Source organism: Paenibacillus sp. NMA1017 (assembly GCF_058895805.1).
This window is the reverse complement of the sequence record NZ_JBZXYR010000015.1, coordinates 78249-96382: the sequence shown is the minus strand read 5'-3', so window position 1 is coordinate 96382 and position 18134 is coordinate 78249. Positions and strand designations below refer to the sequence as shown.

At 45.5% G+C, this 18134-nt stretch carries 21 protein-coding genes and 1 riboswitch; of the genes, 19 read left to right on the top strand and 2 right to left on the bottom strand.

Annotated features, from left to right (window positions below; all coding sequences use genetic code 11):
- Positions 1-299: 299 nt before the first annotated feature.
- Positions 300-719: a hypothetical protein gene (locus AC5ELV_RS24295; RefSeq protein ID WP_493432208.1), complete on the top strand. Its 420-nt coding sequence runs from the start codon at positions 300-302 to the stop codon at positions 717-719.
- 371 nt (positions 720-1090) lie between these two features.
- Here the strand turns inward: AC5ELV_RS24295 and AC5ELV_RS24290 are convergent, their stop codons facing one another.
- Positions 1091-1618: a hypothetical protein gene (locus tag AC5ELV_RS24290; protein ID WP_493432207.1), complete on the bottom strand. Its 528-nt coding sequence runs from the start codon at positions 1616-1618 to the stop codon at positions 1091-1093.
- Positions 1619-2018: 400 nt separating this feature from the next.
- Between AC5ELV_RS24290 and AC5ELV_RS24285 the strand changes: the two genes are divergently transcribed.
- The 10 genes from AC5ELV_RS24285 to rsmI all read left to right on the top strand — a co-directional run bounded on the left by AC5ELV_RS24285 (position 2019) and on the right by rsmI (position 9941).
- Entirely contained in the window at positions 2019-2204 is a 186-nt protein-coding gene (locus tag AC5ELV_RS24285) for a sigma factor G inhibitor Gin (RefSeq protein WP_023986422.1), read from the top strand.
- 144 nt (positions 2205-2348) lie between these two features.
- Positions 2349-3923, top strand: a complete 1575-nt coding sequence (locus AC5ELV_RS24280) for an aminotransferase class I/II-fold pyridoxal phosphate-dependent enzyme (RefSeq protein WP_493432206.1) — start codon at positions 2349-2351, stop codon at positions 3921-3923.
- Between the two features lie 103 nt (positions 3924-4026).
- The gene (tmk, locus tag AC5ELV_RS24275) at positions 4027-4674 is read left to right on the top strand and encodes a dTMP kinase (RefSeq protein WP_013308107.1); all 648 of its coding nucleotides are present in this window, start codon (positions 4027-4029) and stop codon (positions 4672-4674) included.
- A gap of 74 nt (positions 4675-4748) precedes the next feature.
- Positions 4749-5078: a cyclic di-AMP receptor DarA gene (gene darA, locus AC5ELV_RS24270; protein ID WP_007427998.1), complete on the top strand. Its 330-nt coding sequence runs from the start codon at positions 4749-4751 to the stop codon at positions 5076-5078.
- A 197-nt stretch (positions 5079-5275) separates the two neighbouring features.
- A complete protein-coding gene (locus AC5ELV_RS24265; RefSeq protein ID WP_013308108.1) occupies positions 5276-5719 on the top strand; it encodes a YaaR family protein in 444 nt (147 codons plus the stop codon).
- A gap of 161 nt (positions 5720-5880) precedes the next feature.
- Positions 5881-6876 (top strand): DNA polymerase III subunit delta', encoded by a 996-nt coding sequence (holB, locus tag AC5ELV_RS24260; RefSeq protein WP_493432205.1) that lies wholly within the window; start codon positions 5881-5883, stop codon positions 6874-6876.
- 138 nt (positions 6877-7014) lie between these two features.
- Positions 7015-7815 carry a PSP1 domain-containing protein gene (locus AC5ELV_RS24255; RefSeq protein ID WP_013308110.1) on the top strand — a complete coding sequence of 267 codons (801 nt, stop codon included), beginning with the start codon at positions 7015-7017 and terminating at the stop codon, positions 7813-7815.
- A gap of 27 nt (positions 7816-7842) precedes the next feature.
- On the top strand, positions 7843-8217 hold the full coding sequence (gene yabA, locus AC5ELV_RS24250; protein ID WP_025722558.1) for a DNA replication initiation control protein YabA: 375 nt from the start codon (positions 7843-7845) through the stop codon (positions 8215-8217).
- A gap of 90 nt (positions 8218-8307) precedes the next feature.
- On the top strand, positions 8308-9063 hold the full coding sequence (locus AC5ELV_RS24245; RefSeq protein WP_493432204.1) for a tRNA1(Val) (adenine(37)-N6)-methyltransferase: 756 nt from the start codon (positions 8308-8310) through the stop codon (positions 9061-9063).
- Complete coding sequence (rsmI, locus tag AC5ELV_RS24240; RefSeq protein WP_493432203.1) at positions 9060-9941, top strand: 16S rRNA (cytidine(1402)-2'-O)-methyltransferase; 882 nt, start codon at positions 9060-9062, stop codon at positions 9939-9941. Before AC5ELV_RS24245 ends, rsmI begins: the two co-directional genes overlap by 4 nt.
- A gap of 124 nt (positions 9942-10065) precedes the next feature.
- Here rsmI and AC5ELV_RS24235 read toward each other — a convergent pair whose 3' ends face one another.
- Entirely contained in the window at positions 10066-10320 is a 255-nt protein-coding gene (locus AC5ELV_RS24235) for an AbrB/MazE/SpoVT family DNA-binding domain-containing protein (RefSeq protein WP_007428005.1), read from the bottom strand.
- Between the two features lie 331 nt (positions 10321-10651).
- Between AC5ELV_RS24235 and AC5ELV_RS24230 the strand changes: the two genes are divergently transcribed.
- The 8 genes from AC5ELV_RS24230 (at position 10652) to AC5ELV_RS24195 (ending at position 18011) form a co-directional block, all read left to right on the top strand.
- On the top strand, positions 10652-11935 hold the full coding sequence (locus AC5ELV_RS24230; protein ID WP_493432202.1) for an HD domain-containing protein: 1284 nt from the start codon (positions 10652-10654) through the stop codon (positions 11933-11935).
- A gap of 42 nt (positions 11936-11977) precedes the next feature.
- On the top strand, positions 11978-12748 hold the full coding sequence (locus AC5ELV_RS24225) for a TatD family hydrolase (RefSeq protein WP_493432201.1): 771 nt from the start codon (positions 11978-11980) through the stop codon (positions 12746-12748).
- Positions 12749-12949: 201 nt separating this feature from the next.
- Positions 12950-13230, top strand: a riboswitch (cyclic di-AMP (ydaO/yuaA leader).
- A gap of 271 nt (positions 13231-13501) precedes the next feature.
- Entirely contained in the window at positions 13502-14650 is a 1149-nt protein-coding gene (locus AC5ELV_RS24220) for a resuscitation-promoting factor (RefSeq protein ID WP_493432200.1), read from the top strand.
- Between the two features lie 146 nt (positions 14651-14796).
- Positions 14797-15342 carry a ribonuclease M5 gene (gene rnmV / locus AC5ELV_RS24215; RefSeq protein ID WP_013308117.1) on the top strand — a complete coding sequence of 182 codons (546 nt, stop codon included), beginning with the start codon at positions 14797-14799 and terminating at the stop codon, positions 15340-15342.
- Between the two features lie 7 nt (positions 15343-15349).
- Positions 15350-16234: a 16S rRNA (adenine(1518)-N(6)/adenine(1519)-N(6))-dimethyltransferase RsmA gene (gene rsmA / locus AC5ELV_RS24210; RefSeq protein ID WP_493432199.1), complete on the top strand. Its 885-nt coding sequence runs from the start codon at positions 15350-15352 to the stop codon at positions 16232-16234.
- Positions 16235-16289: 55 nt separating this feature from the next.
- A complete protein-coding gene (gene yabG, locus AC5ELV_RS24205; protein ID WP_061831846.1) occupies positions 16290-17186 on the top strand; it encodes a sporulation peptidase YabG in 897 nt (298 codons plus the stop codon).
- A gap of 201 nt (positions 17187-17387) precedes the next feature.
- The gene (gene veg, locus AC5ELV_RS24200) at positions 17388-17669 is read left to right on the top strand and encodes a biofilm formation stimulator Veg (RefSeq protein WP_013308120.1); all 282 of its coding nucleotides are present in this window, start codon (positions 17388-17390) and stop codon (positions 17667-17669) included.
- 162 nt (positions 17670-17831) lie between these two features.
- On the top strand, positions 17832-18011 hold the full coding sequence (locus AC5ELV_RS24195; protein WP_007428013.1) for a small, acid-soluble spore protein, alpha/beta type: 180 nt from the start codon (positions 17832-17834) through the stop codon (positions 18009-18011).
- Positions 18012-18134 lie beyond the last annotated feature (123 nt).

Here is an 18134-nt window from a genome sequence, read left to right as displayed (position 1 = left end):
GTTAAGCCCTCCAGCGCCGATGGTACTTGGACCGCAGGGTCCTGGGAGAGTAGGACGTCGCCAAGCAACAAGTAAAGAGGACCATGATCTTATTGAGATTATGGTTCTTTTTTGCATATACATAAATTTTAGAAATATCCTTACAAAAGGAAGGTAACATTTTTGTTACGGAATGTAGGAGTAAACCCTGTATAATATAGGTATTGAATCCCATACACACACGCTGCATTATTGCAGAATTATGCAAACTCCATCATAGGATTTTGCATAGTCAATCAGGCTGGTAAGGAGGGAAGATCATGCGGCGAAATAAATGGCTTGCTCTATTGGTGCTATTCAGTGTCGCTGTCGCGATTCTTACCGGGTGCATGGAAGAGGAGCCTTCTTGGACATCGTTTGAGGGTGCTGCCAACGAGAAGACGTTTCCGGTTCCCAAAGAAGCTAATAAAACTGATCGGGCCAGCAGTAATTCGGACATGGACTATGTTCGCTATGCGCTGCCAGCTTTGAAGGAAAGTGATAGTCTACCTGCTCCATATCTAGAGGAGATTGCAGCTTGGGGCTGGACTGAGGAACCGAACTTATCCACCTCGAATCAGAAGGTGTTTCAGAAGAATAAACACATGGTGCATTTGTCTGTGCATGATGGTTCTTTTACTGTATTGGTTCCAAAAGACAGAAAGGCTGTTGTGAAGAGCAAAAGCGTGGATCTTAATTAGGGCACGGTTTTCAACCGAGTAAGCAGTATAGGACTTATTGTAGATCATATGTATATTAAACTCATAGCGTATTGTATGCTGCGTATAATGATGAATGAAGAGATCGGATATGGGGAAGCACTCAGAACTGCCGTTGAGTAGGGAGTAGCTTCCTTTTATATATTTTGCAATTGATCAAATGCTCTACATGAATAACGAAGATAAAGATGAGGAAAAGTTTACTTGATAAGAGAATAAAGCGATTATAGTTGTTAAGTCACAAAAAAAGGAGTAACCGGTCGAGGTTGCTCCTTTTTTATTGCTTCAGTCTAGATCGTTGTAGGTTAGTTCTGGCCTGAATTTTCTATTTGTACGGATATAAGTGGTTAGATTTACTGTTGATAATATGAGGCATCTTCATCGGTAAACTTCAACATGCCGTCTTTTCTCTCGCCTGTAAGCCGACTTAGGATGTACAGACGCGGTGCAATAAGCCATAGATGCCAGAAGAGTAAGGATACAGTAAAGGCTGGTGGAGACCAGAGAATGAATACGGCTGATAAGCAGATACCGATCCAGAGGGTATGTATGTGCACACGACGAAAGATGCTATAGCCTATGTACTGGTCTGTCATATAGCCTAGCCAAGGTAATTTACGGTGGAATGTCCAGCGTTTGCGGAAGGATGTTCCGCCACCAATGTATAGGACAGATCGTGAGATTACGAAGTGTACCCATAAGGTTAGGAAAAAGGCAAGAGCAAACAAAAACACGCTAGTCCAGGAAAAGGCTAGAAGCAGAAAGAGAAGCATAATAATAGGCAGTGTGATGTGACTCCATATTAGTTGACGCGGTATACTGATTTTTTTAATGAGCTTGTAGTGATAGTAGGTAGCTTTGGTTCCGGTTTCCTCTGTCATGCGAACAGTCCTTTCATTAATCTACTGCATCACAAGTGGCTTCCCGTCCACAGCCGGAAAAAGGGACGGTACTTCGCTCATGCCGCTTTAAATAAGCATTAAATCGTGTTTGTAGAGATACAGAATGATCGACATCCAGTGTTGGCTAGCCTACTCTATAATTACTGGAAAGGCTATCACTGATGATGTGTTCAAGGGCTCCGATGAAAGGGTATCCATACATAAGAGCTTTTCTTATTATATCGGCATAGACGGCTGTTTTTTAAACATACGGGGTACAAACACCATAATGGCCCAGAAGGAATATATATAGAGTATATCGTCGAACTGGGCTATGAAAAGGTTTAAAATAGTAGAAAGTGCCCCATACTAATAGTAAAAGAAACAAGGTGGGATGGATATGCATGATCAAGGCGGCCACCGCTGCATTATATGCGGGCAGCACAAGCATGAAGGCATTTTTATCGTTTCCGAGTTTATCTGTGATACGTGTGAAGCTGAAATGGTGCACACAGATGCAACTGACGCCAAATATCATTTTTTTATTGATCAACTAAAGCAAATCTGGGTACAGAAAAATGCATAATATCCTTTGCTAATTAGTCTTTGAAGGATTGGCATTCCAAGGTCTGTCGATACGGGCCTTTTTTTCTGTGAGTAAAAGTAGGATTCCGCTTGATTTTACGATAAAATAAGGTAGATATAAAGCTTTGTTTGGAAGGATTGCAGAATGATGGGGAAAAAGGCGGTACACGCACCATTAATGGAAGCTCTAATACGTTATCGGGCTCAGGACAATGCTTCTTTCCATGTACCCGGTCATAAAAACGGACAAGTATATGAGCATGAAAATATTGCGTCTCTGTTGCAAGAAGTGATGTCTATTGATGCGACAGAAATTACTGGACTGGATGATTTGCATCACCCAGAAGATGTGATTCGTGAAGGGCAGGGACTGGCTGCAAAGTGCTTTGGTGCTGAAGAAAGCTTTTGGCTAATTGGAGGAAGCACGGTCGGTAATTTGGCTATGATTTTAACTGTATGTACGGAGCCGGGAGATTTACTGCTGGTACAGAGAAATGTACACAAATCTGTCCTGAACGGTCTCATGCTGTCAGGGGCTAACGCGGTATTCCTGGATCCGGAAATAGATACACTAGGCGGACTGGCGGTTGCCCCAACGACGGATACAATAAAGGTTGCACTGAAGGCCTATCCTGCGGCTAAAGGGGTGTTACTTACACTACCTAATTACTATGGGATGGGGCATGACCTGACGGCAACGGCTAAGGCCTGTCATGCAGCCCATGTGCCGCTATTGGTAGATGAGGCACACGGTGCCCATTATGGGCTGCATCCTCGTTTGCCAGCCTCTGCGCTATCCTGCGGGGCTGATGTAGTCGTCCAGTCGACACATAAAATGCTTCCAGCCATGACCATGGGAGCCATGTTACATGTGCAGGGAAAGAGAATTCATCGGGAACTGCTTCGTCAGCGGTTGGCGATGGTGCAGAGCTCTAGCCCTTCTTATCCGTTAATGGCTTCACTGGATTTGGCAAGATGGTATATCGAGGTTCATGGAGCGGATGCCTTTACAGTGGGCCTAGCAGCGGCAGATGCTTTTAGAAAGGGCCTGGAGCAGCTCCCACGCTTTCGCTTGCTAGAACCTACACAGCAGGCACTAGATGGAGAAGACGAAGACGCTCAGAGCCTAGAAAGGGCTGAAGAAGGAATAAGCGGATATTCAACCCAGGACCCTTTTAAATTGGTGCTGTATGATACATGGGGTATACTGGATGGCTTTGGACTAAAGCATGAGTTGGAGACTTACGGATGTATTCCGGAGATGAGTGACGAGAAACATGTTGTTTTATTGTTTACGTTAGGCTCTACGGCTAAGGATGCGAGTCACCTGTTGCAGGCTCTTGTGCATATAAATAATGATATAAGATTTAAGAAGACGGCTGGTGAGCCGGGGTCAACGGAGAAAGAGCAACAAGGACTCGAATTAGATTTTTCCACGTGGAACAATGATAGAATGAAGGGATACTCTAGTCCGGTGCCGTTTGGGCTTCGACCGATTAGCCCGGATCAGATGGAGACCGTGCCTGTAGACGAATCCGCTGGCAGGATAGCGGCTGAAATGATCATACCGTATCCTCCAGGTATTCCGCTGCTATATGCAGGAGAAACGATCACAGAAGCGATTGCACTGCGTATGAGTCGTCTACGTGAGCTGAGAGCCAAGTGGCACGGGGTAGCAGATGAAAGTATGCTTACAATTCGGGTATTCCGTTTACAATAAAGATTAGATACTAGAGACTTAACAAATACAGAAGACTGAATAAAAGAAGCATACGTAGCCTATGGGTGACTTTTATTTTTCAGGCAGGAAAGCAGGGAATAACATGAATCGCAAAGGCATTTTTATTACGCTGGAGGGGGGAGACGGCTCCGGTAAAACAACTATGATTCAACGGCTGGCGAAGTTTATGGAGGAAGAAGGCTATCCAGTCATCACGACGAGGGAGCCGGGTGGCATCGAAATTTCCGAAAAGATTCGCTCTATCATTTTAGACCCTGCTCATACCAGTATGGATGCTCGAACAGAGGCACTTTTATACGCGGCGGCGCGGCGTCAGCATTTGGTGGAGAAGGTAAAGCCAGCTATTGAACAGGGAGCTATCGTACTATGTGATCGTTTTGTGGATAGTAGCTTGGTCTATCAAGGATTTGCAAGAGGGATTGGAATTGAAGAGGTAGCTTCAATTAATCGCTTCGCGGTGGATGATTGGGAGCCGGATGCCACATTTTATCTGGATATTGAGCCCGAATTGGGATTGGCAAGAATTAATGCGTCACGAGGAGCAGAAATGGACCGCCTCGATATGGAGAGTATATCGTTTCACCATAAGGTGAGAGAGGCATATTTGGAGTTGGCCCGCAAATTTCCGGAGCGAATTACAATTGTTGATGCATCTCCGGCGCCAGAGCAGGTGGAGCAAGTGCTGAAGGATTTGCTGAAAAAGCGGTTTGTTCAGAATTTTAGCATATAATTGTCGAAGGATATACGGTAAAATTAAGCTAGGGACAAGGGTGTCTCTAATATGACTTGAAGGAGGAATACAGGATGAAGCTGATTATTGCGATTGTACAGGATAAGGACAGTAATAGATTATCCAGCGGACTGGTGAAAGCTAATTTCCGTGCTACTAAATTGGCGAGCACAGGAGGATTTCTGCGTGCAGGTAATACGACATTTATGATCGGTGTTGATGACAATCAGGTGGACTCATTAATGAATGTCATTCGCAGCAGTTGCAAGGTTCGTGAACAGCTGGTCACACCCGTTACCCCTATGAGCGGGACGACGGACTCCTATTTACCATTGCCTGTGGAAGTGCAGGTGGGTGGAGCGACGGTATTCGTGATGCCTGTAGACCGTTTCGAGCATTTCTGAATCTACACAATAGGGCCTATTCTGCCGATATGATAGGGGAATTGCCTGTATCTTCTCACATGATGAGAGTGAGGGCAGATCCACTAAAACGGCAGCGCTACAGCGCAGTCCCCGGAAAGCCGAAGAAACCCTGAGTTCTAGGTTGAACTGTTCATGAAGGGGGAAAGTGGAAGCATCCGGGGAGAAAGCAGGTTTATATGAAAATAAATCCGGGCTATCGCCCTTTACAAAGTACATTGTCTACAAATGAAATGAGTGCAAAGCCAATTCAGCCCAAGAGCTTCTCCGACGTTATGCAGCAAAATGGGGAGCAAGCTTCGCAGGAGGAATTGAATCGGCGCTTTAAGGAAATACAAATGCAGGGAGATCGTCTTGCACGTTCAATGACGATTCGTGAGCTGAAGGCTTATAAGATGCTGGTTAAACGGTTTTTGGAAGATACCGTTCGGCGAGGCGTGTCCATGAAGGACACAAAGGGCTGGGATCGCCGGGGACGCAGCAAACGTTATAAGCTGATTGATGAAGTGGATGAGCTGTTGCTCAAAATGGCGGATGAGCTGCTCGAAACCGAGCAAGGCAAGATTGAGCTTTTGCAAGGGGTCGGTGAGATCAGAGGATTGCTGATTAATCTCTCATTTTAATGCAGACTTATGTTATAAATGAATACAAACGGGCTGTTGCCACGAAGAAATAATCTGCTTGCTGATCATGCTGGCAGATTATTTTTGACTATGTACATGCCCGGAAAAACAATGATTTGCTGAGGGATCACAGTTGTTTTCAGTGGAGAAAGTGAGGAAATATGTCTTTTCAACATATAATGGGCCAGGATGTAGCCAAAAAAATGCTGCAAAGTGCACTGCGGAATCATACGGTCAACCATGCCTATGTTTTTAGCGGGCCGCCGGGAAGCGGGCAGATGAACATGGCGCAGATCTTTGCTAAGGCTTTATTTTGTGAGCGACAGACAGATGATGCATGTGGGGAGTGTTTGTCATGCCGCAAGGTAGAGCACGGGAATCACCCAGATTTGCATATTGTAGAGCCAGATGGAGCTACGATTAAAATTGATCAGATTCGCGGGCTTCAGCGTATATTTTCTTACAAATCTGAAAGCTCCAATCCAAAGGTATATATCATTCGACAGGCGGATACCATGACAGTGCAAGCTGCTAATAGCTTACTTAAATTTCTGGAGGAGCCCCAGATTCCAGTGGTCGGTATACTCATTTCTGAAAATGGACAGGCGTTGCTGCCTACAATTCAATCACGGACGCAGCAGGTTCCTTTCCACGCTTTACAGCCGGAAGTGATGATGCAGGCATTAATTGGGGAAGGCTATACGGCAGGGCTTGTCCGGTCGGTCGTTCATATTGCTTCAGGACTGGAATCATGTAGAGAAATTCTCCAGCAGAATTGGTTTGCAGAAATTAGAAACGTAGTGTTACAATTAGTGAAGGAGTCCATGAGTCGGGGTAGCTCGTCTATTATTCTGGCTCAACAGAAGATTTTTAAAACTGGACTTTCTGAACACCTGGATATTCTGTTTCATCTGTTTCATTTGTGGTTTAAAGATATGCTTCATTTCCGTTACGGAAGGCACGAAAGCATTGTTTTCATAGATCATTTGGAGTCCGTCTCCAAATTGGCAATCACCCGCAGCACGGAACAATGGGTCTCTTATATGGATTTGGCCGCGAATTGCAGGAAGAAGCTCCTTTTTCACGTCAACGGACAATTATGCGTGGAGCAGCTTCTGATTGGGTTGTCCGATACAAGCGGTTCTATCACCGGCTAACAGGAAGGCGCGCTTGTTCCACTCTGCACAATCCGCGACGCCAGGTTCCCGGTTTGTGCGACAGTGAGACTTCAATTGCGGCCATTCGTACAATGTCGGCTTCAAATGAGGTTTAGTGGCATACAAGGGGGTTAATTTTTGTATAGTGTAGTGGGTGTCCGTTTCAAGAAGGCGGGCAAGACTTATTATTTTGATCCGCTGGACCTTCCAGTGGAGAAAGAAAACTGCGTCATTGTAGAGACCGCGCGCGGTATTGAATATGGCAAGGTTGTAGTGGGCAAAAAAGAGGTAAATGATTCGGATGTTGTCCTGCCCTTAAAAAAAGTCATTCGGATTGCTGGGGATGATGACGCTCTTGTTGTAGAAGAGAATAAATTGGCGGCCAAGGATGCATTCGGCACGTGTTTAAATAAAATTAAAGACCATGGCCTTAAAATGAAGCTGGTAGATGTAGAATTTACATTTGACCGCAATAAGATCATTTTTTATTTTACGGCAGAAGGTCGGGTGGATTTTCGAGAGCTTGTAAAGGACTTGGCCAGTATTTTTCGTACACGTATCGAGCTGCGGCAGATCGGCGTACGGGATGAGGCTAAAATGCTTGGCGGAATCGGACCTTGTGGACGTATTCTGTGTTGCTCCTCATGGCTGGGGGATTTTGAGCCGGTATCTATTAAGATGGCGAAGGATCAGAGTTTGTCGCTGAATCCGACAAAGATTTCCGGGTTGTGCGGGAGATTGATGTGCTGCCTCAAGTTTGAACATGATAACTACGAAAGCATGCGAGAAGAGCTGCCTCAGGTGGGTAAGATGGTTATCACCTCACTGGGGGAAGGTAAAGTCGTAGGTGTGAATGCAGGTCATCGCACGGTGCATGTTCAACTGTTTGAGATCAGTAAGGTCAAGGAACTTCCAATGGACGATGTAGTCGTCAAGTAAACCATTAGGTTGCTTCGGGGTGGAAACTTGGATAAATTAAATGTTTTTGCGCGTATTCACGAAATGGAAACCCAAATGGGACAGTTGCATAGCGATCTGGGTGAATTGAAACTGGCAGTAAAAGAGCTGCTGGAGGAAAATCAACGACTAACGATTGAAAACGAACAGGTGCGCAAGATGCTCAAACGTGAAACCTCTGGAGAAGAAAAGACGGCAAACAAGCCGAAGCTTCCTCCTCCGATCGTCATTAAGGATGAAGGGCAAACGGGTGAGGTCGTGGGCGAAGGCTACGACAATCTAGCAAGGCTGTATCATGAAGGATTTCATATATGCAACGTGTATTACGGACATTTGCGAACGGAAGGCGATTGCCTCTTCTGTCTGTCATTTTTGAATAAATAAAAACAAGCCGTAGGAGCAAGATGCCTACGGCTTTTTTGTAAGGAAGTATGAGTGAAAAGCGATTTTGGTTATAAAAGATGGGAGAACACTATGTACGAAAATGAAAAGAAGTCTGAACGAATTGATGATCTGCTTTCACATAATTTGCGTATTATCCAAAGTGATGAAGTATTCAGCTTCTCGATGGATGCGGTCTTGCTGGCACGTTTTGCTGGTATTCCGCAGCGTGGAAAGATTCTGGATCTGTGTACTGGCAATGGGGTTGTTCCCCTGCTGCTAACGACACGAACAAAAGCGTCTATTGAAGGAATTGAGATTCAACCACGTTTGGCAGATATGGCTAGACGTAGTGTCAGCTTGAATGGATTAGAAGCAGCAATTCAGATTCGGGAAGGGGACCTACGTGAGCTGGTTCACATCACGGGACATGGTGTTTATGATGCGATTACCGTGAATCCGCCCTATATGCCGCTAAATGGTAGCGATATCAAGCTGAATCCTCACCAGGCAATCGCGCGTCATGAAGTGAACTGTACACTGGAAGAAGTCATTCAGGCATCCACCCGGCTTGTCCGTAATGGGGGAAAAGTATCCATGGTTCATCGCCCGCAGCGGCTGGGTGAGATTATAACCTTGATGCGTAATCATAGTTTGGAACCCAAACGAATACGTTTTGTTCACCCACGAGTTCATATGGAAGCCAATATGGTACTGGTTGAAGCACTACGTGACGGCAAACCGGAGGTTCGTCTGTTGCCTCCGCTCATTGTATATCAGGAAAATGGGAATTATACTCAGGAAATAAGAAGTATCTATGGAGAAGTAAGCAAGGGGGATTCTGTGTGAAAGCAGCTGTACAAAAAAGCTTTAGTAACAGCGAAGAAGAACGGGGAAAGTTGTATCTTGTTGCAACACCCATTGGGAATCTGGACGATATGACCTTTAGGGCGATTAACACCTTAAAATCATGTAGTATTATCGCTGCCGAAGATACGCGGCAGACACGCAAACTGCTCACCCATTTCGAAATTACACCGGATATGCTCTTCAGTTATCATGAACATAATAAGGCTGCCAGTGGGCCTGAACTGATACGTTATATAATAGAAGGAAAAAATTTAGCACTGGTTAGCGATGCAGGTCTGCCAGCCATTTCTGACCCTGGTTCGGATCTGGTCAAACTGGCACTGGAGGCGGGAATTAGCGTCATTCCTATTCCAGGAGCAAATGCGGCACTATCGGCTTTAATTGCCTCAGGACTGGATACAGAGAGGTTCACCTTCGCTGGCTTTCCACCACGGGAGAAAAAGGACCTAGAGAAGCTGTTGCTATCGTTTCAGGTATCTCACGGCACAATTATTTTTTATGAATCGCCTCATCGCATTGTGAAGACATTGATGGTGTTGAAGGAAACATTAGGTTCACGCAAAGTGGTGCTTGCGCGTGAGTTGACCAAGCTGCATGAGGAATGGGTGCGGGGAACCGTGGAGCAATGCCTTGCTAAACTAGAGGAGAATCCGCCGATTGGTGAGTATTGTCTGGTGGTTGAAGGAAAAGACGAAGAGGAAGAGGAACAGGAACGTCAGGCATGGTGGCAGTCCTTATCTTTGGAGTCCCACGTCGCACATTACGAGGCAGAGGGACTTACACGCAAGGATGCAATGAAGCGTACAGCCACAGATCGTTCAATCTCCAAGAGAGATGTTTACAACGCACTCTTATGAATATCTGCCTAAACAAAAAAGGGCCTTCCAACGGTTGGGTTCAAACCGTGGAAGGCAACAAGGAGTATATATGAAAAAGGTTAGAATTAACAATATCTGATAAGTCTATTATATACTAAAATTCTCAGTTTGTCACAGGTGTTGGGATTTCAGAAATGCAATCTTGGCAAACAATTTTTCCTTTGAAGTAAATTACGTTCTCAGCATTGCCGCAGAAGATACAAGCAGGCTCATATTTTTTAAGCATGATGCGCTCGCCATCAACATAAATTTCCAAAGCGTCTTTCTCTCCGATTCCCAGGGTACGGCGCAATTCGATTGGAATAACAACACGTCCGAGCTCGTCAACTTTTCTTACAATACCAGTGGATTTCATCATAATAAATCAGGCTCCTCTCGCCGTTTAAAATAATATAAGTGTCATGATTCGACAAAATTTTCTCTTTTCTGATATTTACTATACCAACGATTCCCAAAACAGTCAACCTTAAAAATGTAGTAACAGCCTGGTTATGCAAAAGTATTTAGATTAAAGAGCTTTACCCATGTGCATTGCCTTATTTTATTGATGATTTATTCAGTTTGTCGATTTGGAAATGTCGAAAAACTATAATTCGACATATTACGACAAAGAATGTCGAATGAGGGAAATCATTTAGGATTTTATTGTATTTTAATCCATTATTCCGAATATTAAAGGAGCTGATATCTTGCACCAGCCACTCAGTGAAGAAAAAGTTTTTAAAGACCCGGTACATAATTACATCCATGTTCAGGATACTGTGATATGGCGGTTGATCAACACGCCGGAGTTCCAACGTTTACGGCGCATACGGCAGTTAGGCACATCGTATCTTACGTTTCATGGAGCAGAGCATAGCCGGTTTTCACACTCATTGGGCGTATATGAAATTACGAGAAGTATTATTTCTCAATTTGAACGTGGAGATTTCCCAGATTGGCCGAAGGAGGAAAGGCTGGTTGCTCTGTGTGCAGCTCTATTGCATGATGTGGGGCATGGCCCATTTTCTCATTCAATTGAGGAAGCCTTTCATATGAACCATGAGGATTGGACATGCCGCATTGTACTGGGAGACACGGAGATCAACGCCGTGCTACGGCAAGTCGACGAGAAGCTTCCACAAAAGGTGGCTGCGGTTATAGCCAAAACGTATGATAAGCCGATTGTTGTCAACTTGGTAACCAGTCCGCTAGATGCCGATCGTATGGATTATTTGTTGCGGGATGCTCATTCGACAGGTGTCAACTACGGCACGATTGATTTGGATCGTATTTTACGACTGCTGCGTCCTCATAATGGGAGAATTGTTGTGAAGGAATCAGGTATGCATGCAGTAGAAGATTATTTAATGTCACGCTATCAGATGTATTGGCAAATTTATTTTCATCCTGTAACACGCAGCTCGGAAATCCTTTTACGTAAAATTTTCAAGCGAGCAAAGGAATTGTTTAAAAACGGATATGAGTTTGGTTTTCTGTTGGACCCGCTGCCGGATCTGTTGAAAGGAGAGCTTACAGTAGAGCAGTATCTGATGCTAGACGAGTCATTGATCCAGACCGTATTTAGCCAGTGGAAACGAGAAAAAGACAAGATTTTAAGCGATTTGAGCAGCCGGTTTATGGACCGTAGATTGTATAAATATGTAGAGATTGAAAATATGGATACAGATACCATTGACAGTATTCGGGAAGCTTTGAAAGAGGCTGGTTTGCACCCTGAATATGATTTTGAAATTGATTTCCCGACAGATCTTCCTTATGATGTGTTTCGGCAGGGTGGCTCGACGGACAACCAGATTTTACTGCTTGGACGTCAGGGCGAGGTGAGAGAAATATCCGAAGTTTCGGAAATTGTGCGCTCAATAAGTGGTATTCACCGAGGAAAATATCATATGTATTTTCCCCAGAATAAATTGAACGCGGTAAAAGACAGGCTTCCTGCCGAAATAAGGAATTATTTTGTCAAAGAATAGACAACTATATAGAAATGTAAGTAAAAAAAGGAGATGAAAACCTTGGATTTATTCGACACTCATACTCACTTGGATGCGCCACAATTTGACGAAGATCGTGAAGAAGTTATAGCACGTGCTGTCGAATCAGGAGTAACGCGGATGATCAATATCGGATTTAATCGTGAGACCATTCCATCCACTATGAAATTGGCCGAAACGTATGATTTTATTTATGCGGCAGTTGGATGGCATCCGCAGGATGCGATTACAATGCAGGAGGGCGATTTAGAATGGATTGCATCGTTATGCAGTCATAAGAAGGTTGTAGCCATCGGAGAGATCGGTCTGGATTATTATTGGGATACATCACCGAAGGATGTGCAGCATCGGGTGTTTCGAAGTCAAATTGGTCTGGCTCGTGAGCTCAAAATGCCCATTGTTATTCATAACCGGGATGCCCATGAAGATATTATTAGGATTTTGCGCGAGGAAAAAGCGAGTGAGATTGGCGGAGTCATGCACTCCTTTTCGGGTAGCTGGGAGACCGCTAAAATGGTGCTGGATATGGGATTTCACCTTTCCTTCGGTGGTCCAATAACGTTCAAAAATGCCAAGCAGCCAAAAGAGGTGCTCGCACAGGTGCCGCTGGATCGTCTACTCATTGAAACGGACGCGCCCTACCTGACGCCGCATCCGTTCCGTGGGAAGCGAAATGAGTCTTCACATGTGAGACTGGTAGCAGAGGCTGCAGCCCAAATCAAGGGAATTACAGTGGAGGAATTAGTGTCAATAACGACCCAAAATGCCTTGGAACGATTTGACATTCAATGAAAAAGTGAAGAAATCAATCAAAATAAAGAGATAGACGAAGCTAATCATGAATTTGTTGCAGGAAACTCGAGAATATTACAATATTTTAACCGAATATTTTAAAAAATGTACTTGAAACCTGCTTTACAACATGCATAGAAACAGGATATCATCTTTTCAGTGAATTGTTGTTTGAATGTAAACATCAACAAGTCATTTCATGAACCAGTCTCGCTGAGTCCCTTTTACAGGGAACGGGGGAACCGATATGGCTTACAGTACGTCCGGCGTATGCAAGAAGAGAATGTCTCTTCCGCTAGCCGGCTCGACCGAAATTCTTTTCCCGGATGGGATTGAACAGGTGGAGGGGCCGTATTTCGATTTCTTTCTGGGTCTTCGGGGTGAATGTGAAGGCGACCGCCATGAGCGGTTGACCCAAGCTAGGGCGACTCTCTACGTCCGAACCCGACAGCTAACCCCGTAAGCGTAACAAGAGAGAAGCCATCTCGTGCATGAGTTTTCCCGCATATTCACACATGCCGGAAGCCACGAAAGAGCTCTCTAGTCTCTTTCTCTGGCTTTTTTTGTTGTGAATAAAAGAAAATCTGTCATCATACTGTGGTTAAACAGGGGAGGACAGCATGCCGCGAAGACGGGTACATGGTGCAGGACAGTCGCAGTTTGGGCTTGTCTTGTAGAAAATCTGTTATAGTCACGTCAAATCTCAACTATGTCTTACTCCAGACGGCGGGCTATGTAAGGAGGACGGAGGAAATGGGCATTTTCCAAAAAGAGGAGACCCATGAGTCACGCTCATCCAGCATGTCTTACGTATTGCGTTGGAAGCAAGAGAATGTGCGCCAGGCTGCCTTGGTTGCTATTTTTCTAATCGCGCTAACGATTATGATTTCAATTCTGATGTACACGCAATCAAAAAAACAAGTCTTTTTTGTCATCGATGGCAAGGCATCTGCGGTAGAAACCCGGGAATCCAATCTTCAAGATTTGCTGAGCGAGCATTCCATTTCACTTCAGCCGCATGATACAGTTTCCATGCCGCTAAATGGAGCAGTACAGGATGGGGATCGCGTAGTGATTAAACGTGCCAATCAAGTTAAAGTATCTTCAGGCAATGAGACGAAAAAGCTGTACACAACAGAAAATACAGTAGAAGGTGCCATTCGTACCTCGGGCTATAAATTATCGTCAACGGATAAAGTTTATCCTGCGCTAGATGCTTCTGTTTCGTCTAACATGGACATAAAAATCGTCCGTGTGAAGAAACAGCAGGTCGAACAGAAAAAACAGGTGCCTTATCAGATCATCAAAACGGCCGATCCGAGTCTTTATAAAGGCGATAATCGGATCATTCAAAGCGGCAAATCGGGTGTGGTAGTCCAGCACGTTCAAAAGGTATATCATGATGGAAAGTTGGTATCCAAACAGCTGGTTAACAAGGAAGTTGCACAGAACCGTGTGGATAAGGTCATTGCGGTAGGAACGAAGAAAAAACCGGTCGTTCTGGCTGCTTCCGTCGGTCCCAATGATGCGGTTAAGGCAACAACGGTTAGTTCGAGCAGTGCTGTACGCAAAGCAGGCGTCAATTTCAAATATAGCAAAGTTTTACAAAATGTCTCCATGACGGCGTATTCCTCACAGGAGCCAGGTATCGGTACACGTACTGCATCCGGCACGCGCGTCACGGAAGGACGCACCATCGCTGTCGATCCGAGTATAATTCCAATCGGCTGGTGGGTGTATATCGAAGGGGTGGGCTTCCGCCGTGCGGAGGATACCGGTGGTGCCATTAAAGGCCACAAAATCGATGTGTATTATGAGAGTTTGAGCCGAGCCAACCAATTTGGTCGTAAGCACGGTAAAACCGTATATGTTATCGGACCGGTAAAGCCTGAAATCAACTAAAACAGGTTGTGTATGTTGAGGGCAATGCGATAGTATTAACAACATAGTTATACCATGCTAAGAAGAGGATATCCTCTTCTTATTTTGTTTTCAAAAACAGGGAAAGATAAATATAGCTTGCTGTGTAGCAGTGGAGGGAAACGCAAATGATCAAGGAAGTGATCGTGGTAGAGGGTCGGGATGATACGGTGGCCATTCGCCGCGCTGTTGAAGCGGATACGATAGAAACTGGCGGCTCAGCCATTAATAAAATGACGCTGCGTAAAATTGCATTGGCGCAGGAGCGGCGAGGGGTCATCATTTTAACCGATCCCGATCATGCAGGGGAGCGCATCCGTAAGATTATCGCTTCCAAGGTACCCGGCTGCAAGCAGGCCTTTATACCCGAGGCAGAAGCGACGCGCAAAGGAGATATTGGCGTGGAGAATGCCTCGCCGGAAGCGATCAGACACGCTCTCGCACGAGTTCATACGACAGTAGAAGGCGCCGACCCGCTGATTGAGTGGGCGGACCTGATTGATGCTGGACTCATCACCCACCCCAATGCTGCTGCACGCCGTATGGCCTTGGGGAATGTGCTGGGTATTGGTTATTGTAACGGAAAGCAGCTACATAAACGGCTCTCTGTATTTCAGATCAGTCGTGAGGAATTTGCCGGGGCGCTGGCACAAATTGAAAGTGAAGGATTGTGATATCCGTATGACAGGGATTCAAGATATAGCAACACCGCGGCGTACGAAGGAAATTATTCAACGGCACGGTTTTTCGTTCAAAAAGAGTTTGGGACAAAATTTTCTGATTGATCAAAATATTCTCAATAAGATTGTAAATGCTGCCGGTTTGGATGAGACGAAGGGCGCACTTGAAATCGGTCCTGGGATTGGCGCTTTGACCGAGAAGCTGGCCCAATCGGCCAAGGTAGTTACTGCTGTCGAGATTGACCAGCGGCTACTGCCAATTCTCGAAGAAGTGTTGGCCCCTTATGAGCATGTGAAGGTACGTCATGGAGACGTGCTAAAGCTGGATTTACGCGAGGTGTTTGCAGCCGATTTTGCAGACGTGAGTAAAGTAAGTGTCGTGGCTAATCTGCCGTATTACGTTACTACACCGATTCTGATGAGGCTGCTGGAGGAAAAGCTCCCACTGGAGAATATTGTCGTTATGATCCAAAAAGAAGTGGCTGAGCGTATGGCTGCGTCTCCTGGAACGAAGGATTACGGCAGTCTGAGCATTGCAGTGCAATACTACAGCGAACCAGAATTAGTCTGCATTGTGCCGAATACAGTATTTATTCCCCAGCCAAATGTGGAGTCCGCAGTCATACGGTTGCGTGTACGGGAAGCCCCTCCGGTGGAAGTGATGGATGAAAAGCACTTCTTTGAAGTGGTTCATGCTGCTTTTGCCCAGCGTCGTAAAACCATTTCCAATAACTTAAAAAGCCGTTTCTTCACCAAAGAGAACAGGGACACGCTGGAGCCGCTATTGCAACAAGCTGGTATTGAACCCTCCCGTCGAGGTGAAACGCTAAGTATTGAGGAATTTGCGCGTCTCAGCGCTGTGCTGCTGGAGGCAGGTATATCCTAAGCTGGAACCAAACTGTGCATTCACCCATACGATATACGAGGGGTGATACAGTGTGATGAGTTTAGGAGACTTGGTCGTTCGGAAATCGTACGGCGGAGATGTCACGTTTCGTGTTGAGGACATCCAGCGGGATAAAGCGATCATTAAGGGAATAGAATTTCGGCTGCTGGCCGATTCCCCAGTGAACGATCTGGTCAGAGTGCCTGCAGACCAGATTAGCGGTAAGACTCAGCAGGCCCACATTAAGGCTGGTGAGTCTCTTAATCTGTTGCAACGGGCACGCCAGCAGCAAGCCGCTCGTAGTCAGGCAGCTCTGGTTGGGGACTGGAGTGATCCGGTCGAGTCAACGTATTTTGAAATGCCGGGAAAGGTTCTTCATCTGGATGGAGATCCCAGCTATTTGAAAAAATGTCTCAGTTTATATGAACAGCTCCGTGTTCCTGCAGAGGGACATCACGTTCACGAATCGGCAATGGCGGACACGTTGTACCGACTGCTTCCCCGTATCCGTCCGGATATCGTAGTCATTACCGGACATGACGGTGTGCTGAAGCAACCACAGCCTTACGATTTGTACAGCTTGAAAAGTTATAAAAATTCGCAAAATTTTGTGGCGGCAATTCAGGTAGCAAGACAATATGAACGTCATCTGGATTCGCTGACGATTGTAGCGGGGGCGTGCCAGTCCCATTTTGAGGCGCTGCTACGTGCGGGAGCGAACTTCGCCAGCTCACCAGGACGTATCCTGATTCACGCGCTGGACCCCGTTTACGTGGCTGCCAAGGCGGCCTTTACTTCGATCCGTGATACGGTCAACATGGGGGACCTGTTTCACCAGACAATCAGTGGCAGTCGCGGAGTGGGTGGAATTGAAACTAGGGGAAGCTATCGCATCGGCCTGCCGAAGCTTGAAAATTTGTCAACGCTTAAAGTAACGCCTTCCGCAATCTAGGATTCAAATGTGCCAATAAGATTAACTTGAACAAAAAGCCTCTGCTTTCAGAGGCTTTTTGTCATTTTTTATATAAATTATTCCTGTTCGCAAAAAATTAAATTGACAACTTATTTTTCGTGTTGTTATAATATTTAGCTTGATTTGACAATCCCTCTAAAATTCGTTATAATGGACAAGGAAAGAGGTGGTCGTTAGGCAATGGCTAAAAATACGCTGTTGGAAATCAAACGCAGTCTCGACGCACATGTAGGGCAAAAAATTTTGCTGCGGGCTAACGGCGGACGCCGTAAGACCGTCGAACGAACTGGTGTCTTGGAAGAAACGTACCCTTCTGTTTTTATCGTCAAGCTGGATCAGGAGCAACAGACGTTTAAACGTGTCTCCTACAGCTATGCTGACATTCTTACCGAGTCGGTGGAAGTCAGCGTATATGATCCCGACTCCCATACAAGTGTAGTCGAATATTTTGAAACACCTTAATTGATTTCGTGATTTATACCAGCTTTGCAGGTTTAACGACGGCTCCGTCATTTCAAATGACGGGGCCGTTTTGTATATACAGAACAGGATGAAGCATGACATCTCTGCACATACTAAGCCGGGAATGATCTTCCTTATTCTATTGCCGAAGGAGGCGTATGTATGAGCCGAAGAAGACGGAGTGTCATGTCGGAGGAGCTAAAGTACGAGTTGGCCAAAGATCTTGGATTTTACGACACGGTCAAGGAAGAAGGCTGGGGAGGCATTAAAGCCAAGGATGCGGGCAATATGGTCAAGCGGGCTATCCAACTTGCCGAGCAGGCAGCTTCCCGCAAATCGTAGCCATCGGTGGTGCTGATGAAAAGCGGGGATATCCGGGGTTAGACCGGGTTATCTCCGCTTTTTTGAACCTCATGACTTGACACGCTGAGTCTGATATAATATGTTAAGCTGTCTTGAGGGAAA